This is a genomic window from Polaribacter sp. (genome assembly GCF_036480315.1).
Classification (GTDB): Bacteria; Bacteroidota; Bacteroidia; order Flavobacteriales; family Flavobacteriaceae; genus Polaribacter.
In genome coordinates, this window is the sequence record NZ_JAZGGG010000020.1 from 143241 (window position 1) to 168737 (window position 25497).

Sequence of the window (25497 nt, forward strand, 5' to 3'; positions counted from 1 at the left end):
ATCTTTTAGTGAGCATACATAATATCACTTAACGCAACATCATAAATATTTAAATCTGTTATTTCTTTAATTGGTTTAAAAAAGTTTAATCCAATCGTTTTTACGTCTGTTCTACATTCAGCAAGAAATCGATCATAGAAACCTTTTCCATAACCAACTCTAAATTTTTTTTCATCAGAAATTAACAGCGGAACAAATACTAAATCTATTTCTTTAGGATCTATTTTTATTCCGTTTACCGGTTCTGGAATTCCAAAAGAACTTACTTTCAGTTTTGTTTTTCTATCAAACAAAAAATGTTTTAATGTATTTGTAGAAAAATCACTTACACTAACTACAATCCTCTTGTTTTTTAATAATAAAAAGTCAATAATAGGATTTGTATTAATCTCTAACAATCTTTCAATTGATAAAAAAATGTGAATTGTATTTGTTGTAGAAAAATTGAATTCAAAGACTTGTTGATATATATTTCCTTGAAGGTTTTCAACTTCAATCGTTGATAAATTTTTTCGCTTTTGTTTGTATAATCTTCGAAGTACTGCTTTATTCATTATCTCAAAGATAATTAGTTTTAAGAATAACGTTCTACATGAAACGGACTTAAATTTAAACTCGTTTTTTTATCAGAAACAATTTCTGAAATTAATTTACCAGTTGCAGGACCTAAACTCCAACCCATCATTGCATGACCTGTTGCAACTGTTACATTCTTTATTTTTGATAAACGTCCAATATATGGCAATCCATCTGGTGAACAAGGTCTTAAACCACAGGCAGCATTATCAATATCTGACTGGGCTATTTTTAATCCATTATAATATTTTTCTGCAGCTTTTGCAATCGCATTTACACGAACTGGGTTTATCTTATGGTTGATTTTATCAACCTCCATTGTACCAGCAAAACGCGTAAAACCATTCATTGGTGTTACTGCAACTTTTGTTTCTATTAAGATTGAAGGAATTTTAATTCCTGTTTCTTTTGCTACATTAATTCGATACCCTTTTCCTGCTTGAATAGGAATTTTGGTATTTAGTTTTTTTACCAATTGTTGCGTCCAAGAACCTGTAGCAATTACAAACTCATCAGATTTAATTTGAAGATTATTCGTTTTTATTTCTGTTACTTTATCATTAGAAACAACAATTTCTAAAACCTCTTCATTACTTAAAATACTTACTCCATTCTTTTTTAAATAAGTCTTCATTTGATACATAAATTCGTTTGGAGTCATGTGTGCATCAGAATGATAATATACAGCGCCTTTAATATTTAAACCTGCATTAGGTTCTAATTTATTGACTTGTTCTTTTGTTAAGTTTTCAACTTTTAACCCTTCTTTTATCGCACGTTGACCAACATTCCATTCTTCTTCACCAGCTTTGTCTGTTTGATAACACATTAATAATCCTTTGTGTTGGTAAAAAAAATCGAAGTCTTTAGATGATTTCATATCTTCATACAAATCTCTACTTAACAAATTAATATCTTTAATTACCTTAATAGAACTTTCAACTTTTTGTTTTGTAGATGCCTTTTTAAATAACCAAGTCCATTTTAAAAAATCTACATCAAATCTTGGTTTTACATAAAAAGGACTTTCTGAATTAAACATCCATTTTATTCCTTTATTTATCATTCCTGGAGCTGCTAAAGAGATAATATGACTTGGAGTTATATAACCCGCATTTACATACGATGCTCCAGATGTAAAGTCAGATTTATCAATAACTGTTACTTTATGACCTTCTTTTTGAAGATAATATGCAGAACATAAACCAATAATTCCACCGCCAATAATAATTACACTTTTTGCCATTTTACTTTAATTATTTCTCTAATCGATCTACAGTTATAATTCTAAATGTATTTGAATTTACAGTTATTTTTATATTGTGTTCTTTGTTTGAAATATAAAAATTCTTACCAATTTTTTCAAATTGAGCTACATCTGTTTCCGTTAGTACTTTTTTAATAAGTACTTCACTTTCATTATTTGAAAAATTTGTATCTAATTTTTTATTTATTCTTTGATAAACAAGTGCTGTATAACAATGCTTTTGTAAAATTTCTTTCTTTTTTAGAATCATAAATTAAATCACTTGAAAACCAAACGCATAAGGGTCATCTTCAGTATCAATAGTAATTGTATTGTGTCCAAAAACTTTTGCCCAACCTTTTACACTTGGTATAATTGCTTTTTGTCCATCTAAAGTAGTTTCTTTTTCCACACAACCCACAAATTTACTTCCAATAAAACTTTCGTGAATAAACTCTTGTCCAACTTTTAATTTTCCTTTTGCGTATAATTGTGCTAATCTTGCTGAAGTTCCTGTTCCACAAGGACTTCTATCAATTGCTTTATCACCATAAAAAACTGCATTTCTTCCATCTGATTCTTTATCTAATGGTGTTCCTGTCCACAACATATGAGTTACATCTTTTATAGATTCATTTTCTGGATGAATAAATAAATTAGGGTATTTCTTATTGATTCTTTCCCTAACAACTTGTGAAAATTGAATAATTTTAGAAGCTGTAAAATCTTGAATTCCACTAAAGTTTTTCTGCGGATCTACAATTGCGTAATAATTTCCACCGTAAGAAACATCAAAAGTAATTTCACCCAATTCTGGACAATAGATAGTTAGATCTTGGGCAGCTAAATAACTTTTAACATTGGTTAATTTAACCCAATCTACTTTATTATTTATTTGTTGATATTCAATTTCTACCAAACCAGCAGGAGCTTCCATTTTTATTTTTCCTGGAACTTTTGGCGTAATCAATCCTTCTTCAATGGCAATTGTAATGGTACCAATTGTACCATGACCACACATTGGTAAACACCCAGAAGTTTCTATAAATAAAATGGCAAAATCATTTTCAGGATTATGAGGAGGATACAAAATACTACCACTCATCATATCATGACCTCGAGGTTCAAACATTAAACCTTTACGAATCCAATCGAATTCTTTTAAAAAATGGAGTCGTTTTTCACTCATAGTTTTCCCAACCAATTTTGGGCCTCCACTTTTAATCACTCTTACAGGGTTTCCACAAGTGTGCGCATCAATACAAACAAAAGTGTGTTCACTCATATTACTTTGTTCTGATTCCATCAACAGTTCTAAAGATATCTAATGGATTTTCTTTTTGTAATTCATTTGGTAATAATTCATTTGGCCAATCTTGATAACTAAAAGGGCGTACCCAACGTTTTATAGAATTGATTCCTACAGCTGTAAATCTACTATCTGTAGATGCAGGGTATGGACCTCCATGAACCATCGATTCGCAAACCTCTACACCTGTTGGTACTCCATTAAATATAATTCTTCCAACTCTGTTTTGTAATGCTGAAATTACACTTGAATAATCTGCAACTTCATTCTCATCAGAAATTACGGTTCCTGTTAATTGTCCCTCTAAATTAGTAATTACAGCTTCTAATTCGGTTTCATTTTCACATTGAACTACCATAGAAAATGGTCCGAAAACTTCTAAATGTAATGTTGGGTTTTCTAAAAAGTCTTTTCCTTCTACACTAACAATTGTTTGTTCTGCGTAATTATTCTGAACATTTGATTCATAGTTTGCTGTAACAGCAACATTGTTTTGAGAAACTACTTTTTCTTTATTGCTGATGTATCCTTTTTTGATATTAGGATGCAACATACAAGAAGGATTTATCTCCATAATTTCTTGAGATAAATTATTAACAAAAGTGCTTAAAGCATCACTTTTAATACCTAATAATAAACCTGGGTTCGTACAAAATTGACCTGTACCTACCGTTATAGAACCTGCATATGTTGTTGCAATTTCTTGGTTCCTGTTTTCTAATGCTTTTGGTAAAATTACTACTGGGTTTATAGATCCCATTTCTGCAAAAACAGGAATTGGTTCTTTTCTTTTTGCTGCTAAATCTAACAATGCTCTACCTCCGCGAATACTTCCTGTAAAACCTACTGCTTTTACTTCTGAATGAGAAACTAATTGTTGCCCTACTTCCATTCCGCTTGAATTTAAGTTAGAGAAAACACCATTTGGCATTCCTGTTTTTTCTGCTGCTTTTATGATTGCTGACGCGACTAATGCTCCTGTACCAGCATGCATTGGATGCGATTTCACAATTACAGGACAACCAGACGCTAATGCTGCTGCGGTATCTCCACCTGCTGTAGAATATGCTAATGGAAAATTACTTGCTCCAAAAACTACAACTGGTCCTAATGGAATTAACATTTTTCTGATATCCGATCTTGGCATTGGTTCTCTATTTGGTTGTGCAGCATCTATCGTTGCTTCAATCCAAGAACCTTCTGCAACTAAATTTGCAAAATTTCTTAATTGCCCAACAGTTCTACCTCTTTCTCCTTTTGCTCTTCCTTCTGGCAAACCAGTTTCTGAACAATATGTTTTTACCAACGTATCATCTAATGTTAAAATTTCATCTGCAATTGTGTTTAGAAATTCGGCTTTTTTTGCTCCAGAAATAGTTCTGAATTCTTTAAAAGCTTGTGATGCTAAATTTACAGCAGCATCAATTTCTTGTGATGTTGCTTCTGTAAAAACAGTTTCATTTTCTATATTCAATTCTGGATTGAATGTTTTGTAAGTTGTATTTCCTGTGGCAACTAATTGATTGCCGATATAATTTTTTCCTGTGATCATCCTTACTTATTTTTTAAATGTTTTTTTCAAATTTACTGTTTTGTAAGCTACTTTTTTTGAATATTTGAAAGGCTTAACCTATTAAGTCCAGAACTTCAAGTCTTTCTTTTGCCAGAATATATCTTGTACTGACATCATCAATTTGCTGTTGAGTTAATTTCTTACCAAAGGTACGAAGCCCTCCAGCAACATCATTATGATGAATTCCCATAGCAAGCTTAAGATATTCCATAAGCAGCGGCTGAGCATCCAGATACGATAATGAATTTAATGCCTGAGAAATTTTGTTTGCCGCAGCCCATTCTCCATTTAAAACATACTCCTGCATAGTAACACTTGCTTTTGGAAAAATAGTACCTACACCTGTAATCCCACCACTAGCTCCAGCGAGCCCTGCATATACAGTGACTGTGTCTACTCCTGCCAAAATTTTTAAATCTTTGTTCTCTAACATCAGAGTTTCAATAATTGAAACATCGATAGTCGATATTTTAAGAGCAGTTACCTTAGGAAGAACAGAAAGTTTTTTAAGAAGGTCTGTTGAGAGCGCATGATAACCGGCTGCATCAGGATTGTTATAAGGCATAATTGTTACGCCTACATCTTTTGCAGTTGCTTCAGAAAGTGCATAATACTCATACATTTCTTTTTCAGAGGGCACCGCCTTAGTTTTTGGTGGCATGACCATGACTGTATCAACTCCAACTGTTGCAAGTCCTTCAACGATTTTGGCAAGTTCTTCCTTCGTTTCTGCTGCTGCTCCGCTAATCAACGGGACACTGTATTCTTTAGCAACCTCAGAAAGGGATTTAAGTAAAGAAAGACGCTGCTTGGTGCTCAGGTAGCTATTCTCACCCAGAGTTCCAGAACCGACAAGTCCGCTCATTCTGCTTCCGCCCTTTCCTTGAGTTTTTAAAATACCTGCAGCCTGTTTTTGTGTTGCATCAAGGTCAATTTCAAGAGCGCCAGATTTGGACTCTTTCAACCATGTAAACACGGCTGGCATTACGCCATTCCATTGTATACTCATAATTCAGTTTTTAATGTTAGCAAAATTAAAGAGTTAACAATTACTAAAATAAGATTAAATTACTCACTTTAGATATTATATTATCCTTAATAGCATATAATTTTGTATTATTGAATAATTTTAGATTAAAATACAAATATTTGAAATGAAAGTTTTACCATTTAAAATTCCGAAACCAGAAAATAACGCATTGATTTATCAAGAAGATATTGAAGTCGTTTTTTATGATAAACTACATCAACATGATGAGATTCAAATAAGTTTTATTGAAAAAGGAAACGGAACGTTATTGGTTGGAGATAAAATTTCTAGTTATGCTAAAAATGACATTTTTATAATAGGTAGTAATTTACCTCATGCTTTTAAGAGTGATAAAAATGTTGAAGAGAAATCTAAAATGTTGAGTTTATTTTTTACTGAAACTTCTTTTGGAGAATCTTTTTTTGAATTGAATGAACTTGCAGAAATTAATCATTTTTTCTCAAAATCTTTACAAGGTTTAATTCTTAAATCGAATAAAACTGAAATTATCAACAACTTTTTGAAACTAAAAAACGCCTCTAAACTAGAACGTTTTATTTTGTTTTTAGAAATTTTAAAAACTGCTTCAAATACAAAATCAGAACCTCTTTCTACTTTTGTTTACAATAAAAAATATTCTGATATTGAAGGAAAAAGAATGCGAAATGTATTCGATTTTACCATTGAAAATGCAAATCAAAGAATATCTTTAGACGATATTGCTAATGTTGCAAATATGACAAAAAATGCATTTTGTAAATATTTTAAAAAGCGAACAAACAAAACATATGTCAGCTTTTTAACTGAATTACGAATTGAAAATGCGTGTAAATTATTAAATACTGAAAAGGATTTATCTATAAATGAAATTGCTTATAAAGTTGGATTTAATAATATTTCTAATTTTAATAGAAAATTTAAAGAAGTGAAAAAAGTTACGCCGCTTTCTTATAAAAATTTATAATTCTTCTAATTCCTTTTGTAATTTTTTGGTCAATCCTTTTACAACCAAATCATAAGAATGATTGATGAGTTCTCTAGCCAAATCATCTGAAACATCACTAGAATTTAGTATTACTGTGTTCCAAAGTCTTTTATTCATGTGCCAACCAGGATTTATGCCATCGTATTCTCCACGTAATTCTTCTGCTTTATCAGGATCACATTTTAGATTGATTTTTTGTTCGCCTTTTTCCCAATTAGTTAAACCTGTAAGTGCAAACATTTTGTTCATCACTTTAAATACTAAAGTAACATCATCAAAAGGAAAATGTTCTGTTACTCCTTTTTTAGCAATACAAAAATCACGAAGTTGTTCTATGTGCATGTTTTTAGAGTTTATTGATTTAAAAAATCTAGAAGTAATTTTAAACTTTCTTCAGGATTTTCTTCCATAGGAACATGACCAGAATTTTCTAAAACAACTAATTTAGAATTTGGTAAAACACTATCCATTTTTGTTCCTACAGATTTTAAAGGAATCCAAGTATCTTTTGCCCCCCAAATTAACAAAGTGGCCGTTTTTATACTTTTTAATTTCTCTAAACCGGTTTTTTCATTAGGTTTAAAATCAATTTTTGCTCTATCTATAAAAGCTTCTCTATTTCCAGTTCTTAAAGACATTTTATGATAACGAGTAACTAAATCGTCAGTAATTTTAGAATCATCTGCATACACTTCTTTCATATTTTGTTTGATAAAAAACTTTGGAGTAACATATAAAAAAAGTGAGCTTAAAACAGGCATTTTTGCCATCTTAAAAATTGCTGGTTGCGGTTTATTTGTTAGTAATCCGCTTGCGTCCACTAAAATTAGTTTCTCTATTTTTTCTGGATAATCAGCAGTGTAATTCCAAGCGATATTTCCTCCTAAAGAGTTTCCTATAAGATGGAATTTTTCAAGATTCATCTTCGTTAAAAATTGATGCATGAATTTTGTGTAATTAGGAATTGTATAATCTGCATTTTTATTTGGACCTGTTAATCCAAAAGCAGGCAAATCCATTCTTATAACTCTGTAGTTTTTTGTAAGTTCTTTTGTCCAATCATTCCAAGTATGTAGCGAAGACCCTGTTCCGTGAATTAAAACAATGGGGAAACCTGTTCCTTCATCTCTATAATGAACTTGCATTCCATCAATTTCAACAAATTTAGAATGTTCGTTTACGTAGTCTAATTTTAACTCCTCAACAGAAATATCTCTATAAGAACCATTGTAAATCAAAAATAAAAGAATAAATATAATTCCTTTGAAAATCCTTTTCTTGATGAATACTTTTTTCATGCTTCTATTTTATAATCTTATACAAAACGGGCTTACTTGGTGTTGCATCATTCTCAAAAGGTGCAATCATTAGGTTTAATAAATACTCGCCATCTTCAACTTCATTTGGTACGTAAATAAATTCAGTAATTGTAGCATTCATTCTTATTTCACCAGCAGTATTCCAAAAAGCATTATGTGCTAATAGTTTTCCTTCGTCTTTTTCTTTATCAACAGAAGGTAAGTCTATTAGTAAATGTTTTATTCCTTTTTCGCGCAAGAAAACTGCAGCTGATTCTAATAAATAAGGTGGATTTGTATTCGAGTATTGCATCGATTTTTTATCCATTAAATTTGGCAACGTTCTAATAACAACTGCATCTCTTTTCTTATTCTTTAAAGCAGTTTTTAATTGTTTTTCAGATATAAAAAAATCTTCTCCATCACTTTCTGGAACTACAGTAATTACTTCCGCAAGAAAAATAAAAAATTTTAAATTGGTATTAACAGAATGTACTTCTTTTGTAATATGACCAACACATTCTGTATGCGTAATATGAGAATGAGGATTAAAATGAATATTGTTGAAATTTACAACAGCTCCTTCAGAAACCTTTACAATTTCACCATCTATAATTTCAGGAAAAATTTTTGGCTCGTCTAAATACCAAGCATTTACATTCTGTTTGGATACGTCTATAGGGATTGAAATATCTATTGGATTAGAAATATTTACTTCTATTTTTCTTGAATTATATTCTATAACTGCCTTCATGCTTAACTTTTACTTTTTTTTTAAATCTAATTCAACATAAATAAATTAGATGCGATTCCGTCAATTAAAAACTTACCTTTTTGAGTGGTTTTTAAAACTTGGTTTTCAATATACAATAATTCTTGTTCAATATATTTTTTTGATTGTTTTTCTAAATATTCGATATATGAATCACCAAAATCGTTTCTAATTTTCTCTAAAGAAACGCCCCAAATAGTGCGTAAACCTGTCATAATATACTCATTATAACCATCTGTTATTGATAAGGTTTCTCTTTCTATTAGTAATACATTATTTTGAATTGATTTAATGTATTTAGCATTGTTTCTAACATTCCAACTACGCTGTTTTCCGTTAAAAGAATGCGCAGATGGTCCAATACCTAAATAACTTTTTCCTAACCAATAAGCAGTATTATTTTGGCTGAAAAAACCTTGTTTTCCAAAGTTAGAAAGTTCATAATGCACAAAATTTTCTTTTGCTAATTGTTTAATTAAAATATGAAATTGCTCTGCTGCTTTTTCTTCATCTACATTTTTAATTTTTCCTTTTGCAATTAAAGTCTCTAAAGCTGTTTTTGGTTCTACAGTTAACGCATAACTAGATATATGAGGAATCCCAAAACTTAACGCAGTTTGTATATTTTCTTTCCATTTTTCATTTGTACAATCTGGAATTCCGTAAATTAAATCGACAGAAATATTACTAAAATATTGCGAAGCAATTTCTAGACATTTCTTTGCTTCTTCAGAATTATGAGCACGATTCATCAGTTTTAAATCTTTCTCAAAAAAAGATTGAATACCAATACTTAATCTATTAATTGGAGATTTAGAAAGTTCTATTATTTTTTCTTCTGATAAATCATCAGGATTTGCTTCTAACGATATTTCAGGATTTTCTACAACTGAATGATTGCTATAAACAGCGTCAATTAATTGTTGAATTTCAAATGTATTTAAAACTGAAGGTGTTCCTCCTCCAAAATAAATGGTTTCTATAGTTTTATTTTGTAATTCATCTTTTCTTATTTCTATTTCTCGAATAAGTGAAAAAATCATGTCTTCTTTTTTCTTCAATGAAGTTGAAAAATGAAAATCGCAGTAGAAACACGCTTGTTTGCAGAATGGTATGTGTATGTAGATTCCTGACATTATTTCTTAACTCTCTTTTCATTCTGTTTCACAAAACTTGCCCAACCCGTATAATTCTTCCCACCAACAACTTTTCCTGAATTATAAAAATGACAAACTGCAGCAGCTAAACCATCAGTTGCATCTAGGTTTTTTGGAAGTGTTTTTAAATTTAGTAACGATTTTAACATCAACGCAACTTGCTCTTTACTAGCGTTTCCATTTCCTGTAACTGCCATTTTTATTTTCTTTGGCAAATACTCTGTAATCGGAATTTCGCGAGACAAACCCGCAGCCATTGCGACGCCTTGTGCTCTACCCAACTTTAACATTGACTGAACATTTTTACCGAAAAAAGGTGCTTCAATTGCTATTTCATCCGGATTATAAGTGTCTATTAATTCGATGGTACGTTCAAAAATTAGTTTTAGCTTTAGATAATGATCGTCGTATTTTTTTAGCATTAATTCATTCATCTGAATAAATTCCATCTTTTTACCAACAACTTTTATAATTCCAAAACCCATAATGGTTGTTCCAGGATCAATTCCTAAAATGATTTTTTCTATTGCCAAAACTGCAGATTGTTTTTGTATTTATCCTTAAACTTACTGATGATTATTTATTACTTTGCAAACAATGTATAATTCGCTTTCTTACAAATCTAAACAATTCTTTTGGTTGATAATAAAACTATCGATTGTAATTGGTTGCGGATATTTTATTTGGCAAAAACTAACTACAAATAATAATTTTCATTTCTCTGAATTTTATAGAAATTTGATAGAAAACAACCTTTTCACATCAAAAAACATTCTTTTATTACTATTTTTTTCAATTATTAATTGGTTTTTAGAAATTACAAAATGGCAAGCGTTAGTCTCTTTTGTTAAAAAAACTTCTTTTATTTCTGCTAGCATTCAAAGTTTAGCTTCTTTAACAACCTCTTTAATTACTCCAAATAGAATTGGCGAATATGGTGCAAAAGCATTGTATTTCGAAAAACAATATCGTAAACAAATTCTTGGATTAAATTTAGTTGGTAACTTTTATCAAATGCTAATGACATTAATTTTTGGAATTATTGGTTTTAGTTATTTTGCTTTTAAATACAATGTTGAAATTGATTTTAGAAAGGTTCTTCGATTTTTATTGTTAGGCTTATTTGTAATTTCAGCTTTCTTTTTTGGTGCAAAACATTTTAATTACAGAGGTTATTCTTTTGAAAAAGCAAAAACTTTTATCAATAGAATTTCTATAAAATTAAATATTAAAGTTTGCTTAATTTCATTTTTAAGGTTTGTTGTTTTTTCTCATCAATTTTATTTTATGTTGGTGCTATTTAATGTTGATGTTTCATATATCGCTGCAATTTCTGCAATAACATCGATATATTTTATAAGTTCTATTGTACCAATGTTATCTTTATTTGATGTTGTTTTAAAAGGAACTGTTGCTATTTGGATTTTCTCTTTTCTAGAAGTTGAACCCATAACTATTTTAACAATAACAACATTAATGTGGATGCTAAATTTTGTTTTACCAGCAATTATTGGAAGCTATTTTGTACTAACATTTAAACCTAAATTAGCATCATGATTTGGTTTTTAATTCTCATACTAATTTGCTATGCAATTCTAATTCTTTCATTAGCTTTTGGGTTTACAAAAATTGATGAATTTAAATCTGAAAACATCATTGAAAGAACCACTTTTTCTGTAATTATTCCGTTTAGAAATGAAGCCGAAGATTTACCTACTTTATTAAAATCTATTTCTGAATTAAAGTACCCAAAAGAATTGGTAGAATTTATTTTGGTTGATGATGATTCTTCTGATGATTCTGTTGAAATTATTGAAACTTTTCTCGAAACAGTTTTTAACACCAACATTAGAGTTATAGCGAATAATAGAGCTTCAAATTCCCCAAAAAAAGACGCAATTTCTACCGCAATTAAAATTGCAAAAAACAATTGGATTGTAACAACTGATGCAGATTGCATTGTACCTAAAAAATGGTTAAAAAGTTTAAAGAATTTTATTCAAAAAAACAATCCTAAAATGGTGGTTGCTCCTGTAAACTACAAAGTGAAAAATAACTTTTTAGAGCAGTTTCAATTATTAGATTTCATGAGCATGCAAGGAACCACAATTGGTGGTTTTGGAATTGATTTTCCGTTTTTATGTAATGGTGCAAATCTTGCTTATAAAAAGGAGGAATTCTTAAAACTAAATGGTTTTGAAGGAAATAATAACATTGCAAGTGGAGATGATATTTTTCTTTTTGAAAAATTTATAAAAGCCGATAAAAAGAGTGTAAAGTATTTAAAATCTAAAGAGGCAATTGTAACTACTTATCCTGTAAAAACATGGACAGATTTAATAAATCAACGCACAAGATGGGCTGCAAAAACAAGTGATTTTAGTTCTATAAAAATAAAACTAATTGGTTTGTTAGTTTTACTTACAAACCTATTAGTAGTTACTTCATTATTTGCTGGCTCAATAGAAATTATATTTATTCCTTTTATTATAAAGATGATTATTGACTTGTTTCTTTTCTTACCAACTATTCGATTTTTTAATCATAAATCTTCGTTTTTTAAATGGTACGTACTTGCAAGTTTATTATATCCTTTTTTTAGTCTTTTTATTATTTTAAAATCGAACTTTTTTAAGTACAAATGGAAAAATCGAGCTTTTAAAAAATAGGTTTTCTAAAAGTTAGCAAAGAAGTTTAGCCCAGATTGAACGGTTTGTTTGAGCTCTTTTTTATTCTTTTTTGGAATAAAAAAAGCGAGTAGTGAAAGCTGGAAATAGCTTCTAAATATATATTTGAATTATGAGTTTATTCGGTTTACAAACTTCGAATCCTGCATTTACGAGTTATTTCTGGAGAAAAAATAAGAGTAGTGCTACTAAAATGTCTTTAAGTGGAATTATCTTAAAATCGATTTTAATGTTGCTGTTAGTGGCAATTACTGCCGCATATACTTGGTATTTATTTTTTAAAGGAATCGATATAAGTTGGTACACATCCATTGGAATGTTTGTGGCTATTGCGGTAAGTTTGTTCATTTCATTTAAACATAATTCAGCTAAATACTTATTACCCATTTACGCTTTGGCAAAAGGTTTCTTTTTGGGAGGCATTAGTACATATGTTCACAAACGATTTCCGGGTTTGCCGTTACAAGCAATTGGTGTTACTATTGTAACTTTTTTGGTAATGCTTTTGTTATTTAAAACCCGAATTATAAAAACTAGCAAACAGTTTAGAGCTGTTGTAATTACAGCGTCAATAACAATATTTACGATCTATATGATTTCTTGGATTTTATCTTTTTTCGGAATTTCTGTTCCGTTTATTTGGGGAACATCTTGGATAGCAATTGGTTTTAACATACTTGCTGCTATTGTGGCTTCTTTAAGCTTGTTGTTAGATTTCCATTATATAGAAAAACAAATTGGACGAGCACCAAAAAGCAAAGAATGGTTGGCAACTTGGGGCTTTTTAATTACCTTAATTTGGTTGTATATAGAAGTGTTAAGATTGCTTAAAAAGTTGGCAATCCGTTTTTAAAATAAAGCTTCCATTATTGCGTCTGCCTTAAACCAAAGAATTATTGCAGCTGCTAATAAGATTACTAAAAGAAGTCCTTTTGTAGGTTTCGTTTCTTTTTTTCTTCCGAATTTTCTCTTGAAATCCATTTTAAAATAAGTTTTAAATTGTTAATTTTAGATATTGCAAATATTTAAAGTAGGTTCTCTATACAATTTTTTCATTCTTCAAAAATTACTCGAACTTACAGACAAAAACTGTGGCTAAATACTTCTTACTGCTTACTTATTTTTGTAGCACGAAGCATTTCTCTTTTTCCTGGAGGCCCTGGTAAACGTTCTACTGTTAAACCAACTTCTTGCATTGCTCTTCTAACGCTTCCTTTTGCAGAATACGTTACTAAAACACCATTTTCTTTAAGTGAATTAAACATTTTTTGAAAGATTTCTACCGTCCATAATTGAGGCTGAACACGCGCGCCAAAAGCATCAAAATAAATTAAATCAAAGGCATCTTTATCATCAATATTTTCAATAAACTGCTTTCTTTTTGTTAGTGAAAATGTTTTTGAAATTTGATGTTTCTCTTCCCAAGAAACAGTGTGCATTTTCTGAAAAACTGCTGCTTCTTTTTCTGCTTTTAATACAGAAATAAAATTCATTTTCTCAACTTCTTCAGCTGTAACAGGATAGGCTTCTACACCAACATAATCAATTTCTCTCTTACCTTCTAAATAGGTAATAAAACTATTTAAACCAGTACCAAAACCAATTTCTAAAATTGAAACTTTATCTGAAACAACTTGCTTTAAACCACAATTTATAAATACATGATAAGACTCATTAATAGAACCATTTTTAGAATGATATTGCTCATTTAATTCCGGTAAATTAATGGTTGTAGAACCATCTGATGTAATTAGTATTTCTCTTTTCACAATTGTAACAATAATCTGTCCGTTCGAGCGCAGTCGAGAACTTAATTAATAATCTCTCGACTGCACTCGAGGAGATATTTAGATTATTTTGTTTTCAACAAAACTCCATTTGCTTCAAAAGCAAATTCTGTTTTTGGCTCCGTAATTTTTGCAATTTCTTCTTTAGATTTACCTGCATCTTCTGCATAATGTTGTAATTCTTTTACCGAAGTCTCTTTTACAAATGCTTTACCTGCTACAATTACTTCTTTTCCATCAGCATCTAAAGGCATAAAAAATCCGTAATCTTTAAAACGCACCATTGTTTCGGTATCTTTATTTAAAGGTAACTTCATCCAACATCCTTTTTTAGAACATACTTCTTTAATGCTAGAAGCAAACTTTACATTTATAGTATCTCCTGTTTTTAATGAAGAAAATTTAGCTAACATTTCTTCTGAAGTCATTGCTTTTTCTTCTGATATTTTATCTCCAAAAGAAGCGTAATTCTCTGTAATTTTTATTGATTTTTCTGTTTTCACTTCTTTTTTCTCTTGCTTACATGCTCCAAGAATTAATAAAAAAACGAAAGAAAATTTAAGTATATTTTTCATATTATAAGTATTTAATAACAATATTACAAATGTAATGAATTAAACGTAAAACTGGTTATATATTATGTCTTTGGATAAATAAATTATGTACATTTGTTATGAAATTTAACTAACAATATTATGAGTTCTAACATAGAAATTCAACGAGTAGAAAAATCGAAGATAGATTCTGTAGATTTTGATAATTTACCATTTGGAAGTGTTTTTTCTGACCACATGTTTGAATGTGATTATAAAAATGGTGAATGGCAAACGCCAGTCATAAAAGCTTATGCGCCTATTACATTAGATCCTTCTGCAAAGATTTTTCATTACGGACAGTCTATTTTTGAAGGAATGAAGGCCTACAAAGATGCTGATGATAATGTTATGTTATTTAGACCTTTAGACAATTGCAAACGTTTAAACAAGTCTGCAGAACGTCTAGTAATACCTCAAATTCCTGAAGACATCTTTATGGATGGTTTAAAGAAATTGTTAGAAATAGACAATGCTTTTATTCCTACAAATGAAGGAAGTTCTTTATACATTAGACCTTTTATGTTTGCTTCTGGAAACGGTTTTCACGCTTCGCCTGCAGATGCTTTTAAATTAATTATTTGTACAGCTCCTTCTGGCGCTTATTTTGCTGGAAAAGTGACCGTTTTAATTGAAGAGAAATATGCACGTGCTGCAAATGGTGGTGTTGGTTTTGCAAAAGCTGGTGGTAATTACGCTGCACAGTTTTACCCAACGCAATTAGCAATTGAAAAAGGATATAATCAAGTTATTTGGACGGATGATAATACGCACGAATATATTGAAGAAGCTGGTGCAATGAACATTTTTGTTCGTATTAATGATACATTAATTACGAGTCCAACTAGTGATCGTATTTTAGATGGAATTACTCGTAAGAGTATTATACAAATTGCAAAAGATTCTGGAATTGATGTTGAAGTAAGAAAAATATCAGTTTCTGAAGTAATTGCTGCTGCACAAAGTGGAAGCTTAAAAGAAATGTTTGGTGCAGGAACTGCTGCCGTTATTTCCCCGATTGCAGGTTTTGGATACCAAAATACTGATTATGATTTACCAGAATTAGAAAATCCTTTTGCCGCTAGATTAAAGAAACAGATAACAGATATTCAAACAAATAAAGCAGAAGACCCATATGGTTGGAGAGTTTTTCTTTAGTATTTAGATAGAATTTCAATTACTAAAACAGTACTACAAAAGCATCAATTAATTTTGATGCTTTTTTGTTGTTTTAAATTTGCTATCTTTAAAAAAACAAAAACTTTATAAAATGAAAACATATGCTAAAAAAGATATTAAAATAGGTTGGGAACCAGAAAAATGTACACATTCTGTAAAATGTGCGCTTGGTTTGTCTAAAGTTTTTAAGCCTAAAGAAAAATCTTGGATTCAACCTGAAAATGGAAGCAAACAAGAAATTATAAATCAAGTTGGCAAATGTCTTTCTGGAGCATTAACAATTCAATACTAAATTTTTGATGAAATATTTTTGGAGTTTAATTTTGATTATTTCATTCTTTTCTTGTGCCAAGAATTCCCCTCAAAAAAAGAAAATACAAATACAACATAAACAATACATTACTGTTCTAGGAATTGCACAAGATGCAGGTTACCCTCAAATTGGTTGTCAAAAAGAATGTTGTGCAAATTTTTATAACGGAAGTTTTAAGAAACAAAAAGTAGTTTCTTTAGGTTTGGTTGATGTTGAAAACAAACAAAAGTGGTTGTTTGAAGCAACACCAGATATTGCTACACAATTAGCAGATTTAGAGCAAAACCATTTAAAAACTATTAATTTAATTGATGGTATTTTCTTAACACATGCTCACATTGGGCATTATGCAGGTTTAATGTATTTTGGAAGAGAAGCTCTAGGTAAAAAAGGAACCAACGTTTTTGCAATGCCAAAAATGAAAGAATTTTTATCTAAAAATGAACCTTGGAATCAATTAATAAAATTAGAAAATATTGCTTTTTCTGATTTACAAAACAATTCTACGGTGGTTTTAAATAACAAATTAAAAGTAACTCCTTTTATTGTTCCTCATAGAGATGAACTTTCTGAAACTGTAGGATATAAAATAGAAGGAACAAAAAAAACGGCTTTGTTTATTCCGGATATTAATAAATGGCAAAAATGGAGTAAAAGTATTGTGGAAGAAGTAAAAAAAGTAGATTATACTTTTTTGGACGCAACCTTTTTAAAAGACGGAGAAATTGACAGACCAATGTCTGAAATTCCACATCCGTTTATAGAAGAAACTGTAAACTTGTTTAAAAACGAAACTTTAGAAACTAAAAATAAAGTTATTTTTATTCACTTTAATCATACAAATTCTGCACTTCAAAAAATTGCTAAAGAGAAAACTGAAATAGAAAAATTAGGTTTTCAATTTGCTTTTGAAGGAATGAATCTAGGTTTATAGTGTTGTTTGTTTTAAACTCTTTTTGTAGATTCGTTATGATTTAAAAACAAAGCTGAATAAATGTCACTACTTTTAGAACAAAGAGAAAAACTAAACTTAACCCAAGAAGAATTGGCTGCAAAATCAGGCATATCTGTAAGAACTATACAAAGAATTGAGTCTGGCATAAAACCTAAAGGATATACTTTAGAAAGCTTATGCAAAGCTTTAGAAATAAATCAAGAAGATTTATTACAAGAAAAAGAAGTGCCAGAAAAAATCAACAAGCAACTTATTAAATACATCAACTTATCTTCAATATTATTGCTGATAATTCCTCTTGGAAGTATTATTATGCCCTTGATCATTATGCGTTGGAAAAAGGAAGTCAATGCTCTAACAAAACAAATCGTTTCTATTCAGATAGTATGGACACTATTATTTCTTGTTGTTATTATAGCAGTTGCATTTTTATCTAAATTATTTTCTTATGATAAAGAAGCGGTTCCAATAGCTATACTAATTTTAATAATAGCAAACTTATATATTATTCTTCGAAATACAGCTGCAATCGAAAAACATAATAAATTACATATAGTTTTGAGTTTCAGTGTTTTATAGACCTGCCAATTTATTGTCGGGCATTTGGCAGGTAAATTTGTAACTTTTTTTGAAATTTAATTCTGAATTTTGTTTGAAATTTAAAAATCAAACAATGAATAAACATTTTTCAGCAATTCTTCTATTGCTTTTTACAACATTAATTACCGCTCAAGTTGACGAGTCATCTGAACTTTACAAAACAATAAAAGAAAAAGATAGCCTTCTTTTTAACATTGGTTTTAATACCTGTGACATTACACAATTTAAAAAATTAGTAAGCGATAGCTTTGAGTTTTATCACGATCAATCAGGAATTACAAACTCTAAAATTCAATTTATTAAAAGTATAGAAAACGGGCTTTGTAAATTAGACTACAAACCTAAAAGAGTTTTAGATGAAAAATCTTTAGAAATTTTTCCTTTAAAGAAAAATGGCGTTTTGTATGGTGCAATAGAAACTGGAGAACATAGTTTTTATGCAATTGAAAAAAATAAAAAAGAATACTTAACAAGTAATGCAAAATTTACACACTTATGGATTCTAGAAAAAGGAAATTGGAAATTTAGCAAAGGTTTAAGTTATGATCATAGAGATATTGACAAACCAGTTGATAATGAATTATTATTTAAGGACAAGAAAACTACAGAAAAGTGGTTGAAAGAAAAGAGTATCCCTGCATTAGGAATCGGATATATCGAAGATGGAAAAATTAAACAAATTAGTGTTTTTGGTGAATTAGAGGATGGAAAGCAAGCTCCAAAGAAAACCATCTGGAATGTTGCCTCACTTGCAAAGCCAATTACAGCTTTAGTTGCCTTAAAACTAATTGATTGCGGTAAATTAAACTTAGATAAGCCTCTTTATAAATACTATATCGATCCTGATATTATTAATAACCCAAAAGCAAAAAAACTAACAACAAGAATTATTTTAAGTCATCAAACTGGTTTCACAAATAATAGAGACAATAATGAAAATGGTAAATTGAGTTTTGATTTTGATCCAGGAACAAATTATCAATATTCTGGTGAAGGATATGATTATCTACGAAAAGTTCTTGAACTAAAATTCAACAAAACTATTCAACAGTTAGCATATGAATTAATTTTCAAACCATTAAGCATGCATAATACAAATTTTGTATGGGATAAACAATATGAATCGAGGTTTGCAAAATGGCATACAGAAAAAGGAGGGAAAATATATCCTCACATAAAACGTAATACAGCTAATGGAGCGGATGATTTATTAACTACCATCGAAGACTATACCAAGTTTGCAAATTACGTTATAAATGGAGCTGGAATATCCAAAAAACTGTATAAGGAGATGGTATCTGAACAGGTTAGAATAAATGATGTTAAACATTTTGGCCTAGGTTGGTGGATTGACGAAAACATTAATAAAGAAGGTGATATTGCTTTAGTACATGGAGGTGATGACATTGGGGTACACACCATTGCATTTATGGTTCCAAAAACAAAACAAGGTCTTATAATTTTTACTAATAGCGATAATGGAACTGCTGCTTTTGTAGAAGTCTTATTAAAATATTTAGGAGAAAACGGACAAGGAATATTAGAAGTAGAAATGAAAAGATAAAAACTCCTACCAATAACGCACATAAAAAATAGCAGTTAAGTACTAAACATAAAGTTTAGTTTCTTTTCTGCTATCTTTCTTTTAATTAGAAATTAGTTTTTTCACATATAAAGTAGTTTGCAAAACTTAACATTTTACTATTGCAATATCTCTTTAATATTTGGTTTAAAGTAATTTGGTCCTTTTAAAACTTTACCATCTTCTCTGTAAATTGGTTTACCGTCTTCACCTAATTTACTCATATTAGAACGCTGTATTTCATTAAATACTTCTTCAATTTTGTCTTGCATACCATGTTCAATAATGGTTCCACATAAAATGTAAAGCATATCTCCTAATGCATCTGCAACCTCAACCAAATCGTTGTTTTCTGCTGCTTCTAAATATTCTTCGTTTTCTTCTTTCATCAACTCAAAACGTAGTTTTTTTCTATCCGTAGAAATAGTTGTTGTTGGTTTGTCTTGAATGTTTATTTTAAACGCTGTATGAAATGCGTGTACTGCTGCTATTTTGTTTTTCATTTTTATATTTTTTTTGTTCTCAATACAATCACGCCCAAAAGCGTAACTATTAGAACTGACGTTGTTATTATTAATTATAAGTTTAAGTTGCTTTTTTCAACAACCAAGCAGGTACTAATTTTAAAACCCAAGCAATTAATTGCCATCTTTTAGAAATATAAGCAACTCTTTTTTTCTTTTTAATTGCGGTGTAAATTTGGTTTGCAGCTTTGTCTACTGGTACCATCCAAAATAGTTTTTCTCCTAAAGCCATTGGTGTATCTACAAAACCCGGACGAATATCTGTTATAAAAACTTTCTTCGATTTTATGGTTTTAGTTTTTAAATACAAACTTTCTAAATATGATTTCTGAAATGCTTTTGAGGCAAAATAAACAGGCGAAGCTCTATTACCGCGTAAAGAAGCAATTGAAGAAATACCTACTAAATGACCTAATTGTTGCTTCTTAAAAAGATTATAAGAAAGTGTATACAGTTTTGTAACACCTAAAACATTGGTGTTTATGGTTTGTTCTTCTTTGATCCAATCTAATTTAGGGTTTACAAAACCTACTCCAAAAGATTGCACCACTAAATCTATAACACCTAATTCTGTTACAATTTCATCAAACGTTTTTTCAACATCAGCAACCAATTGAATATCGTTTTGTTTTATGATAATTTGTGCTGGAAATTGTTTTTTTAATTCTTCTAATTTTTCTAATCTTCTTCCAGTTACAGCTACTTTATAACCATCTTTTACTAAAAGTTCGGTTAATGATTTTCCTATTCCAGATGTTGCTCCAAAAACGATGGCATTCTTCATTTAATTTGTAATTTTGTAAAATCGAATTTTAAAATGATTTTGATAGCAATATATAGAAACTTTATGATAAATAAAACGACTATATATGCTATTAATTCACAACTTATAAAGAATAGAAAAAATGTTTTTAGGCGCTTATTTTACAACTGGTAGAATTATTTTTATGATATTTTTTGTTATTGCATTTACTGCTTTAATGATTTATAGTTATCGAAAAGATATTAAAAATCATGAGCGTTACTATAAAAATACTGCTAAAAAAGTAATTATTTATGGCGGTTTAATTATTACTATTTTTGTAGCAATCCGTTTTATTTTTGGGAATTAAAAAAACCGACTCTTTTCAGAATCGGCTTTTATAAAACTTATTTTTATTGGATGGATTCCTGCCTTCGCAAGAATGACAATCGAAATTAATTTTCCGTTCCTAGAAAATTATAATGCTTCGAATAATATCGCATTTGTTCTTCAAAATCTTTAGGCTGTTTTACTTCAACCTTTAAAATATTTCCTTCAGAATCCATTAAAGGTTCTAAAACCGGGTTTACAAATCCGCTATAAGGTGCAGATTTAAATTGCTTGTTTCTTTTTATAACCTCTTTATGTATATTTTGGTCTACTTTTACTCCGTAACCTTCTACTAAAGCTTTTGCAGCTTCAAAATCTCCTTCAGATTTAATACGTTGTGTTTCTTTTAATAAACGTCCGAAAATGGCTCTTAACTTATCATAATCATTAATATTAAAATAAGTTTTACCATTTTCTTTTATCTTTTTTTCAATAACATTTTCTTTTAAACCTTGTTCAAAAGACCAAGCAGAAACCCATTGTCTATTTACCATGTGGTCTTCTTCAATATCATCGCCTAAATTAATTCTGATTAATTGCGTCATTAACCCGTTTCTGATATAACCATCATAAGCAGCCATTCCTAATTCTTTGTAATTATCTGTTAAACCTAATTCTTGTAATTTAGGATCCATTAAATAATACAAACCAACTAAATCTGCTCTTCCTTCTTCCATTGTAGAAGCATAATTTTGAAGTGTTTCTTTTGGTTGCCCAACACCTTCATTAATTACGCCAGATGCGTGCCCAACAACTTCATGTAAAGAAGTGTGTAATTTATCCGCAATTTTACCGTATTTTTCTTCTAAACGAATTTCTTCTTCATCGTTTGCAAACTCTTTTAAACGACCTGTTCCGCCAGCGTTATTATAAGCGCCAATAATGTTACCTAAAGAAACAGATTTAGAACCGTGTTTTTGACGAATCCAATTATTGTTAGGTAAATTTACACCAATTGGTGTACTTGGCGATGCATCACCAGCTTCACCAGCAACATTTACAGTTTTGTAAGAAACGCCAACTACACTGTCTTTTTTATGAGTTGGGTCTAAAGGAGCATTGTCTTCAAACCATTGTGCATTGTCTGATAAAACCTTCATTTTACGAGACATGTCAAAATCTTTAATCTGAACCACTGTTTCATAAGAACCTCTATATCCTTTTGGATCGTTATAAACTTCTATAAAACCGTTTATCCAATCGATATTTCCTTCCGTAGAAGTAACCCAAGCAATTGCATATTTATCCCAAGTATCTAAACTTCCTGTTTTATAGTATTCAATTAACAAACCTAAAGCTTCTGCTTGCTTGTCATTTTCTGCAACTTCTTTTGCCTTCTGTAACCAGCCAATAATTTGGTCGATAGCTTTACCATACATTCCGCCAGATTTCCAAACTTTTTCTACTAGCTTTCCATCTTCTCTAATTAGTTTAGAATTTAAACCTGCTTCAATTGGCATTCCTTTTGGGCCTTTATTTACTTTAGCATAAAAATCTGCTACTTCTTTATCTGTAATATCTGGTGCATAAAAATTAATTGCTGATGATAATATGTTATCAATCCCAGATTTTTTAGTTACTTTTTTGTTATCAGCATCATTAAAAATCACCTCAATTATTGCTCTTGGTAATTCTGTTCTAGATTTTTTCAACAATTGATCTTCAAAATATTCTCTTGTAAAATCTGGTTTTATTTTATCATTTGAATAATGATGGTGAATTCCGTTAGAAAACCAAACTCTTTTTAAATAGGTTTTAAAATTTTTAAAATCGTCAGTCTCTCTATCACCTCTATAACGACTGTTAATTCTTTCTAAGGCTTGTCTAATTTTTAAATTATGACGGTAGTTTTGGTCCCACATAATATCTCTACCTGCCAAACCTGCTTGTGTTAAATAATAAACCAGTTTTTTTTCTTTTAGAGAAAGCTCTTCAAAACCAGGTATTTTGTAACGCAAAACTTTAATGTCTGCAAATTGCTCTACAAAATGATTGAATTCAGTAGTATTGTTATTGATTTCCTCTTTACTTTCAATAGCACAAGAACCTAACATTCCTGCTATCATTATTGAAAAAATAATCTGTTTTAATTTCATTTTAAATTGATTTTGTTTCGGTTTATAAATGTACGAATTAAGTTAGATATTTAAAACAATCTGTAGTATGATCATTTACCATACCAACCGCTTGCATATATGCGTACATTACTGTAGAACCTACAAACTTGAAACCGAGTTTTTTTAAGTCTTTAGAAATTTTATTTGATAATTCTGTAGTTGCAGGAACTTCTTCTCTTTTATTAAATTTATTGATGATTGGTTTTCCGCCAACATAACTCCAAATAAATTTAGAAAAAGAGCCGTATTCTTTTTGAACCTCCATAAAAAGTTGCGCATTTGTAATTGTACTTCTTACTTTTAATTTATTTCTAATAATTCCTGCATCTTGTAAAAGAGCATCATATTTAACATCAGAATAATTGGCTATTTTTTTATAATCGAAATTATCAAAAGCTTTTCTAAAGTTTTCTCTTTTCTTTAAAATGGTAATCCAACTTAAACCTGCTTGAAAAGTTTCTAAAACCAAAAACTCAAATAAAGTGGCATCATCATAAACAGGTGTTCCCCATTCATTATCATGATAATCTATATACAACTCATCATTATTAACCCAAAAACATCTGTTTTTCATTTTCTCCTATTTAAGTTTTAAAATTAATATTAAAAGAATGAATAATCAACCTATTTTAGAATAAATTTTGCACATCAATATCTGTTTACTCATTAGAAGTGTGCTATCACTCATTTTCATTTTTCTTAATAAAATTACTGAACTACATTTGAGTAATTATAAACGAGATGAATAAAAAATTCATTATCAAATAATAAAAACTAAAATAAATTCGATATATTTAAATATTATGAAACATTTTAAGCAAATACTTTTACTAATTACAGCTGGATTTTTTATTTGGTCTTGCGGCTCATCATCAATAAATAATACCGTAAAAGAAGAACCTGTTGTAATTGCAAATGATAGTTTAGAGTATGAAATTACAATTATAGATATTGGTTTTAATCGTTTTCTAAACTCTGTTGCACAACCAGGAGGTTATTATTCTCAACAATATTTAGAATCTAGAAATAGAATCTTTGTAACAAATTGGAATATAAGAGCTAGAAACCCGATGAAGTTCAACAACAATATATATGAAAATATAATTGATTATCAATCTAATATCGATTATGGGTATGAAGTAAACTACAAGCTATTTAACTATTTTATGTTTGCACAACAAAAATATAAAATGCGTTTAGGAGCTGGTTTTTCTGGTAGAATTAGATAATTTTCTTTTTATAACTCACAAAGCTATAATCGTATTTATTCTTTTCATCTGCTATAAAATCTTCTCTAGAAACTTCCTTCCAGATAGTTGTATCTATTTCAGGAAAAAACACATCCGCTTCAAATTCTTGGTGTACAAATGTTATATCTAATTGATCTACTAAATTTTTGTTGATTGCTTCTTTATAAATTTGTGCACCTCCAATAATAAAAATTTCTTTTTCTTCGGAAGCTAAATCTATTGCTTGTTCTAAACTATTCGCAACTAAACAACCATCTTTAAAATAATTCTTATTTCTAGTAATGATAATCGTAGTTCTATTTGGCAAAGGTTTTCCTATAGATTCAAAAGTATTTCTTCCCATTAATATATAATGACCCGTGGTTACTTTTTTAAATCTTTTTAAATCTGCAGGTAAATGCCAAATTAAATCGTTGTTTTTTCCTAAAGCATTATTTTCTGCAATTGCAGCGATTACTGTAATCATAAATTGAATCAATTTTGAACAAAAATAAGAGAAATGATTTCAGATTTGACGTTTTTACCTCATTTCATCAAAAAAAAGTAGTAACACGAAACCGATTTCCGAGCAAAAATACTGAAAATCAATTAGAAAAGAACCTTTACAATATTAAACTAACTGTAATTTATGTCTTGATAATTTCTCGATTAACAGTATAATAGACTACCAAATTATTAAAGTGATAATTCTTAACTAAAACCCTTAAAGAACCTGTTGTGCATTATAAAAAAGCTGTTCATTGATTAAGAGAATCGTATATTTAATTGAATTTCAAACATTTAAATAGATGAACAGCTTTAGAGCAAATTACGAGAAAATTTTAGAGGTATT

The 25497-nt window shown here is 29.5% G+C and carries 30 protein-coding genes; 11 read left to right on the forward strand and 19 right to left on the reverse strand.

Translation table 11 applies throughout. The annotated features are described in order from the left end of the window. Nucleotides 1-5: 5 nt before the first annotated feature. The 6 genes from V3V28_RS03750 to V3V28_RS03775 all read right to left on the reverse strand — a co-directional run bounded on the left by V3V28_RS03750 (nucleotide 6) and on the right by V3V28_RS03775 (nucleotide 5713). Entirely contained in the window at nucleotides 6-554 is a 549-nt protein-coding gene (locus V3V28_RS03750) for a 5-formyltetrahydrofolate cyclo-ligase (RefSeq protein ID WP_331363685.1), read from the reverse strand. A gap of 20 nt (nucleotides 555-574) precedes the next feature. Beyond that, nucleotides 575-1822 carry an NAD(P)/FAD-dependent oxidoreductase gene (locus V3V28_RS03755; protein ID WP_331363686.1) on the reverse strand — a complete coding sequence of 416 codons (1248 nt, stop codon included), beginning with the start codon at nucleotides 1820-1822 and terminating at the stop codon, nucleotides 575-577. Between the two features lie 10 nt (nucleotides 1823-1832). Further along, nucleotides 1833-2093 (reverse strand): DUF3781 domain-containing protein, encoded by a 261-nt coding sequence (locus V3V28_RS03760; protein WP_331363687.1) that lies wholly within the window; start codon nucleotides 2091-2093, stop codon nucleotides 1833-1835. Nucleotides 2094-2096: 3 nt separating this feature from the next. Then, entirely contained in the window at nucleotides 2097-3107 is a 1011-nt protein-coding gene (locus V3V28_RS03765; protein ID WP_331363688.1) for a 4-hydroxyproline epimerase, read from the reverse strand. 1 nt (nucleotide 3108) lies between these two features. Beyond that, nucleotides 3109-4683: an aldehyde dehydrogenase (NADP(+)) gene (locus tag V3V28_RS03770; protein ID WP_331363689.1), complete on the reverse strand. Its 1575-nt coding sequence runs from the start codon at nucleotides 4681-4683 to the stop codon at nucleotides 3109-3111. 73 nt (nucleotides 4684-4756) lie between these two features. After that, on the reverse strand, nucleotides 4757-5713 hold the full coding sequence (locus V3V28_RS03775) for a dihydrodipicolinate synthase family protein (protein ID WP_331363690.1): 957 nt from the start codon (nucleotides 5711-5713) through the stop codon (nucleotides 4757-4759). A gap of 145 nt (nucleotides 5714-5858) precedes the next feature. Here V3V28_RS03775 and V3V28_RS03780 point away from each other — a divergent pair, with 145 nt between their 5' ends. Continuing rightward, nucleotides 5859-6698, forward strand: a complete 840-nt coding sequence (locus V3V28_RS03780; protein ID WP_331363691.1) for an AraC family transcriptional regulator — start codon at nucleotides 5859-5861, stop codon at nucleotides 6696-6698. Here V3V28_RS03780 and V3V28_RS03785 read toward each other — a convergent pair. Genes V3V28_RS03785 through ruvC form a run of 5 tightly spaced genes read right to left on the reverse strand, consistent with a single transcriptional unit; the run spans nucleotide 6693 to nucleotide 10479 of the window. Then, nucleotides 6693-7061, reverse strand: a complete 369-nt coding sequence (locus V3V28_RS03785) for an MmcQ/YjbR family DNA-binding protein (RefSeq protein WP_331363692.1) — start codon at nucleotides 7059-7061, stop codon at nucleotides 6693-6695. The genes V3V28_RS03780 and V3V28_RS03785 overlap by 6 nt on opposite strands. An 11-nt stretch (nucleotides 7062-7072) precedes the next feature. Continuing rightward, nucleotides 7073-8017: an alpha/beta fold hydrolase gene (locus V3V28_RS03790; protein WP_331363693.1), complete on the reverse strand. Its 945-nt coding sequence runs from the start codon at nucleotides 8015-8017 to the stop codon at nucleotides 7073-7075. A gap of 4 nt (nucleotides 8018-8021) precedes the next feature. Continuing rightward, the gene (locus V3V28_RS03795; protein WP_331363694.1) at nucleotides 8022-8771 is read right to left on the reverse strand and encodes a cyclase family protein; all 750 of its coding nucleotides are present in this window, start codon (nucleotides 8769-8771) and stop codon (nucleotides 8022-8024) included. A 26-nt stretch (nucleotides 8772-8797) separates the two neighbouring features. Further along, on the reverse strand, nucleotides 8798-9925 hold the full coding sequence (gene hemW / locus V3V28_RS03800; RefSeq protein ID WP_331363695.1) for a radical SAM family heme chaperone HemW: 1128 nt from the start codon (nucleotides 9923-9925) through the stop codon (nucleotides 8798-8800). Further along, nucleotides 9925-10479, reverse strand: coding sequence for a crossover junction endodeoxyribonuclease RuvC (gene ruvC, locus V3V28_RS03805; RefSeq protein WP_331363696.1), 555 nt, complete (start codon nucleotides 10477-10479; stop codon nucleotides 9925-9927). The genes hemW and ruvC overlap by 1 nt, the downstream gene beginning before the upstream one ends. 64 nt (nucleotides 10480-10543) lie before the next feature. On the opposite strand from ruvC, the gene V3V28_RS03810 reads away from it, so the two are divergent. The 3 genes from V3V28_RS03810 (at nucleotide 10544) to V3V28_RS03820 (ending at nucleotide 13486) form a co-directional block, all read left to right on the forward strand. Further along, nucleotides 10544-11503: a hypothetical protein gene (locus tag V3V28_RS03810; protein WP_331363697.1), complete on the forward strand. Its 960-nt coding sequence runs from the start codon at nucleotides 10544-10546 to the stop codon at nucleotides 11501-11503. Continuing rightward, nucleotides 11500-12615, forward strand: coding sequence for a glycosyltransferase family 2 protein (locus tag V3V28_RS03815; protein WP_331363698.1), 1116 nt, complete (start codon nucleotides 11500-11502; stop codon nucleotides 12613-12615). The genes V3V28_RS03810 and V3V28_RS03815 overlap by 4 nt, the downstream gene beginning before the upstream one ends. A gap of 130 nt (nucleotides 12616-12745) precedes the next feature. Beyond that, nucleotides 12746-13486 (forward strand): Bax inhibitor-1/YccA family protein, encoded by a 741-nt coding sequence (locus V3V28_RS03820; protein WP_331363699.1) that lies wholly within the window; start codon nucleotides 12746-12748, stop codon nucleotides 13484-13486. Here the strand turns inward: V3V28_RS03820 and V3V28_RS03825 are convergent. The 3 genes from V3V28_RS03825 to V3V28_RS03835 all read right to left on the reverse strand — a co-directional run bounded on the left by V3V28_RS03825 (nucleotide 13483) and on the right by V3V28_RS03835 (nucleotide 14995). After that, nucleotides 13483-13614, reverse strand: a complete 132-nt coding sequence (locus V3V28_RS03825; protein ID WP_331363700.1) for a hypothetical protein — start codon at nucleotides 13612-13614, stop codon at nucleotides 13483-13485. The genes V3V28_RS03820 and V3V28_RS03825 overlap by 4 nt on opposite strands. 125 nt (nucleotides 13615-13739) lie before the next feature. After that, nucleotides 13740-14402: a tRNA (5-methylaminomethyl-2-thiouridine)(34)-methyltransferase MnmD gene (gene mnmD, locus V3V28_RS03830; protein WP_331363701.1), complete on the reverse strand. Its 663-nt coding sequence runs from the start codon at nucleotides 14400-14402 to the stop codon at nucleotides 13740-13742. 83 nt (nucleotides 14403-14485) lie between these two features. Then, a complete protein-coding gene (locus tag V3V28_RS03835; RefSeq protein ID WP_331363702.1) occupies nucleotides 14486-14995 on the reverse strand; it encodes a DUF4920 domain-containing protein in 510 nt (169 codons plus the stop codon). 120 nt (nucleotides 14996-15115) lie between these two features. Between V3V28_RS03835 and V3V28_RS03840 the strand changes: the two genes are divergently transcribed. From V3V28_RS03840 to V3V28_RS03860, 5 genes are all read left to right on the forward strand, one after another. Next, nucleotides 15116-16171, forward strand: a complete 1056-nt coding sequence (locus V3V28_RS03840; RefSeq protein ID WP_331363703.1) for a branched-chain amino acid aminotransferase — start codon at nucleotides 15116-15118, stop codon at nucleotides 16169-16171. Nucleotides 16172-16283: 112 nt separating this feature from the next. Then, nucleotides 16284-16484, forward strand: a complete 201-nt coding sequence (locus V3V28_RS03845; RefSeq protein WP_331363704.1) for a (4Fe-4S)-binding protein — start codon at nucleotides 16284-16286, stop codon at nucleotides 16482-16484. Nucleotides 16485-16491: 7 nt separating this feature from the next. Continuing rightward, the gene (locus tag V3V28_RS03850) at nucleotides 16492-17439 is read left to right on the forward strand and encodes an MBL fold metallo-hydrolase (protein WP_331363717.1); all 948 of its coding nucleotides are present in this window, start codon (nucleotides 16492-16494) and stop codon (nucleotides 17437-17439) included. Nucleotides 17440-17499: 60 nt separating this feature from the next. Beyond that, nucleotides 17500-18039, forward strand: a complete 540-nt coding sequence (locus tag V3V28_RS03855) for a helix-turn-helix domain-containing protein (protein ID WP_331363705.1) — start codon at nucleotides 17500-17502, stop codon at nucleotides 18037-18039. A 94-nt stretch (nucleotides 18040-18133) separates the two neighbouring features. After that, entirely contained in the window at nucleotides 18134-19624 is a 1491-nt protein-coding gene (locus V3V28_RS03860) for a serine hydrolase (RefSeq protein ID WP_331363706.1), read from the forward strand. 137 nt (nucleotides 19625-19761) lie between these two features. Here V3V28_RS03860 and V3V28_RS03865 read toward each other — a convergent pair whose 3' ends face one another. Both V3V28_RS03865 and V3V28_RS03870 read right to left on the reverse strand, forming a co-directional pair. Then, nucleotides 19762-20145 carry a nucleoside triphosphate pyrophosphohydrolase family protein gene (locus V3V28_RS03865; RefSeq protein WP_331363707.1) on the reverse strand — a complete coding sequence of 128 codons (384 nt, stop codon included), beginning with the start codon at nucleotides 20143-20145 and terminating at the stop codon, nucleotides 19762-19764. An 82-nt stretch (nucleotides 20146-20227) separates the two neighbouring features. Continuing rightward, a complete protein-coding gene (locus V3V28_RS03870; protein WP_331363708.1) occupies nucleotides 20228-20950 on the reverse strand; it encodes an SDR family NAD(P)-dependent oxidoreductase in 723 nt (240 codons plus the stop codon). A 121-nt stretch (nucleotides 20951-21071) separates the two neighbouring features. On the opposite strand from V3V28_RS03870, the gene V3V28_RS03875 reads away from it, so the two are divergent. Beyond that, the gene (locus V3V28_RS03875) at nucleotides 21072-21278 is read left to right on the forward strand and encodes a hypothetical protein (RefSeq protein WP_331363709.1); all 207 of its coding nucleotides are present in this window, start codon (nucleotides 21072-21074) and stop codon (nucleotides 21276-21278) included. An 85-nt stretch (nucleotides 21279-21363) separates the two neighbouring features. Here V3V28_RS03875 and V3V28_RS03880 read toward each other — a convergent pair whose 3' ends face one another. Then, nucleotides 21364-23394: a dipeptidyl-peptidase 3 family protein gene (locus V3V28_RS03880; RefSeq protein WP_331363710.1), complete on the reverse strand. Its 2031-nt coding sequence runs from the start codon at nucleotides 23392-23394 to the stop codon at nucleotides 21364-21366. Between the two features lie 37 nt (nucleotides 23395-23431). Beyond that, nucleotides 23432-23989: a DNA-3-methyladenine glycosylase I gene (locus V3V28_RS03885; RefSeq protein WP_331363711.1), complete on the reverse strand. Its 558-nt coding sequence runs from the start codon at nucleotides 23987-23989 to the stop codon at nucleotides 23432-23434. 229 nt (nucleotides 23990-24218) lie between these two features. Between V3V28_RS03885 and V3V28_RS03890 the strand changes: the two genes are divergently transcribed. Further along, nucleotides 24219-24644: a DUF6146 family protein gene (locus V3V28_RS03890; RefSeq protein WP_331363712.1), complete on the forward strand. Its 426-nt coding sequence runs from the start codon at nucleotides 24219-24221 to the stop codon at nucleotides 24642-24644. Here V3V28_RS03890 and V3V28_RS03895 read toward each other — a convergent pair. After that, entirely contained in the window at nucleotides 24637-25131 is a 495-nt protein-coding gene (locus V3V28_RS03895) for a dihydrofolate reductase (protein ID WP_331363713.1), read from the reverse strand. The genes V3V28_RS03890 and V3V28_RS03895 overlap by 8 nt on opposite strands. Nucleotides 25132-25497: the final 366 nt, after the last annotated feature.

Bases quoted from the DNA above. Each gene is read 5' to 3' on its own strand.
- V3V28_RS03750 (WP_331363685.1), bottom strand. From the start codon at position 554: ATGAATAAAGCAGTACTTCGAAGATTATACAAACAAAAGCGAAAAAAT.
- V3V28_RS03755 (WP_331363686.1), bottom strand. From the start codon at position 1,822: ATGGCAAAAAGTGTAATTATTATTGGCGGTGGAATTATTGGTTTATGT.
- V3V28_RS03760 (WP_331363687.1), bottom strand. From the start codon at position 2,093: ATGATTCTAAAAAAGAAAGAAATTTTACAAAAGCATTGTTATACAGCA.
- V3V28_RS03765 (WP_331363688.1), bottom strand. From the start codon at position 3,107: ATGAGTGAACACACTTTTGTTTGTATTGATGCGCACACTTGTGGAAAC.
- V3V28_RS03770 (WP_331363689.1), bottom strand. From the start codon at position 4,683: ATGATCACAGGAAAAAATTATATCGGCAATCAATTAGTTGCCACAGGA.
- V3V28_RS03775 (WP_331363690.1), bottom strand. From the start codon at position 5,713: ATGAGTATACAATGGAATGGCGTAATGCCAGCCGTGTTTACATGGTTG.
- V3V28_RS03780 (WP_331363691.1), top strand. From the start codon at position 5,859: ATGAAAGTTTTACCATTTAAAATTCCGAAACCAGAAAATAACGCATTG.
- V3V28_RS03785 (WP_331363692.1), bottom strand. From the start codon at position 7,061: ATGCACATAGAACAACTTCGTGATTTTTGTATTGCTAAAAAAGGAGTA.
- V3V28_RS03790 (WP_331363693.1), bottom strand. From the start codon at position 8,017: ATGAAAAAAGTATTCATCAAGAAAAGGATTTTCAAAGGAATTATATTT.
- V3V28_RS03795 (WP_331363694.1), bottom strand. From the start codon at position 8,771: ATGAAGGCAGTTATAGAATATAATTCAAGAAAAATAGAAGTAAATATT.
- hemW (WP_331363695.1), bottom strand. From the start codon at position 9,925: ATGTCAGGAATCTACATACACATACCATTCTGCAAACAAGCGTGTTTC.
- V3V28_RS03810 (WP_331363697.1), top strand. From the start codon at position 10,544: ATGTATAATTCGCTTTCTTACAAATCTAAACAATTCTTTTGGTTGATA.
- V3V28_RS03815 (WP_331363698.1), top strand. From the start codon at position 11,500: ATGATTTGGTTTTTAATTCTCATACTAATTTGCTATGCAATTCTAATT.
- V3V28_RS03820 (WP_331363699.1), top strand. From the start codon at position 12,746: ATGAGTTTATTCGGTTTACAAACTTCGAATCCTGCATTTACGAGTTAT.
- V3V28_RS03825 (WP_331363700.1), bottom strand. From the start codon at position 13,614: ATGGATTTCAAGAGAAAATTCGGAAGAAAAAAAGAAACGAAACCTACA.
- V3V28_RS03835 (WP_331363702.1), bottom strand. From the start codon at position 14,995: ATGAAAAATATACTTAAATTTTCTTTCGTTTTTTTATTAATTCTTGGA.
- V3V28_RS03840 (WP_331363703.1), top strand. From the start codon at position 15,116: ATGAGTTCTAACATAGAAATTCAACGAGTAGAAAAATCGAAGATAGAT.
- V3V28_RS03845 (WP_331363704.1), top strand. From the start codon at position 16,284: ATGAAAACATATGCTAAAAAAGATATTAAAATAGGTTGGGAACCAGAA.
- V3V28_RS03850 (WP_331363717.1), top strand. From the start codon at position 16,492: ATGAAATATTTTTGGAGTTTAATTTTGATTATTTCATTCTTTTCTTGT.
- V3V28_RS03855 (WP_331363705.1), top strand. From the start codon at position 17,500: ATGTCACTACTTTTAGAACAAAGAGAAAAACTAAACTTAACCCAAGAA.
- V3V28_RS03860 (WP_331363706.1), top strand. From the start codon at position 18,134: ATGAATAAACATTTTTCAGCAATTCTTCTATTGCTTTTTACAACATTA.
- V3V28_RS03865 (WP_331363707.1), bottom strand. From the start codon at position 20,145: ATGAAAAACAAAATAGCAGCAGTACACGCATTTCATACAGCGTTTAAA.
- V3V28_RS03870 (WP_331363708.1), bottom strand. From the start codon at position 20,950: ATGAAGAATGCCATCGTTTTTGGAGCAACATCTGGAATAGGAAAATCA.
- V3V28_RS03875 (WP_331363709.1), top strand. From the start codon at position 21,072: ATGTTTTTAGGCGCTTATTTTACAACTGGTAGAATTATTTTTATGATA.
- V3V28_RS03880 (WP_331363710.1), bottom strand. From the start codon at position 23,394: ATGAAATTAAAACAGATTATTTTTTCAATAATGATAGCAGGAATGTTA.
- V3V28_RS03885 (WP_331363711.1), bottom strand. From the start codon at position 23,989: ATGAAAAACAGATGTTTTTGGGTTAATAATGATGAGTTGTATATAGAT.
- V3V28_RS03890 (WP_331363712.1), top strand. From the start codon at position 24,219: ATGAAACATTTTAAGCAAATACTTTTACTAATTACAGCTGGATTTTTT.
- V3V28_RS03895 (WP_331363713.1), bottom strand. From the start codon at position 25,131: ATGATTACAGTAATCGCTGCAATTGCAGAAAATAATGCTTTAGGAAAA.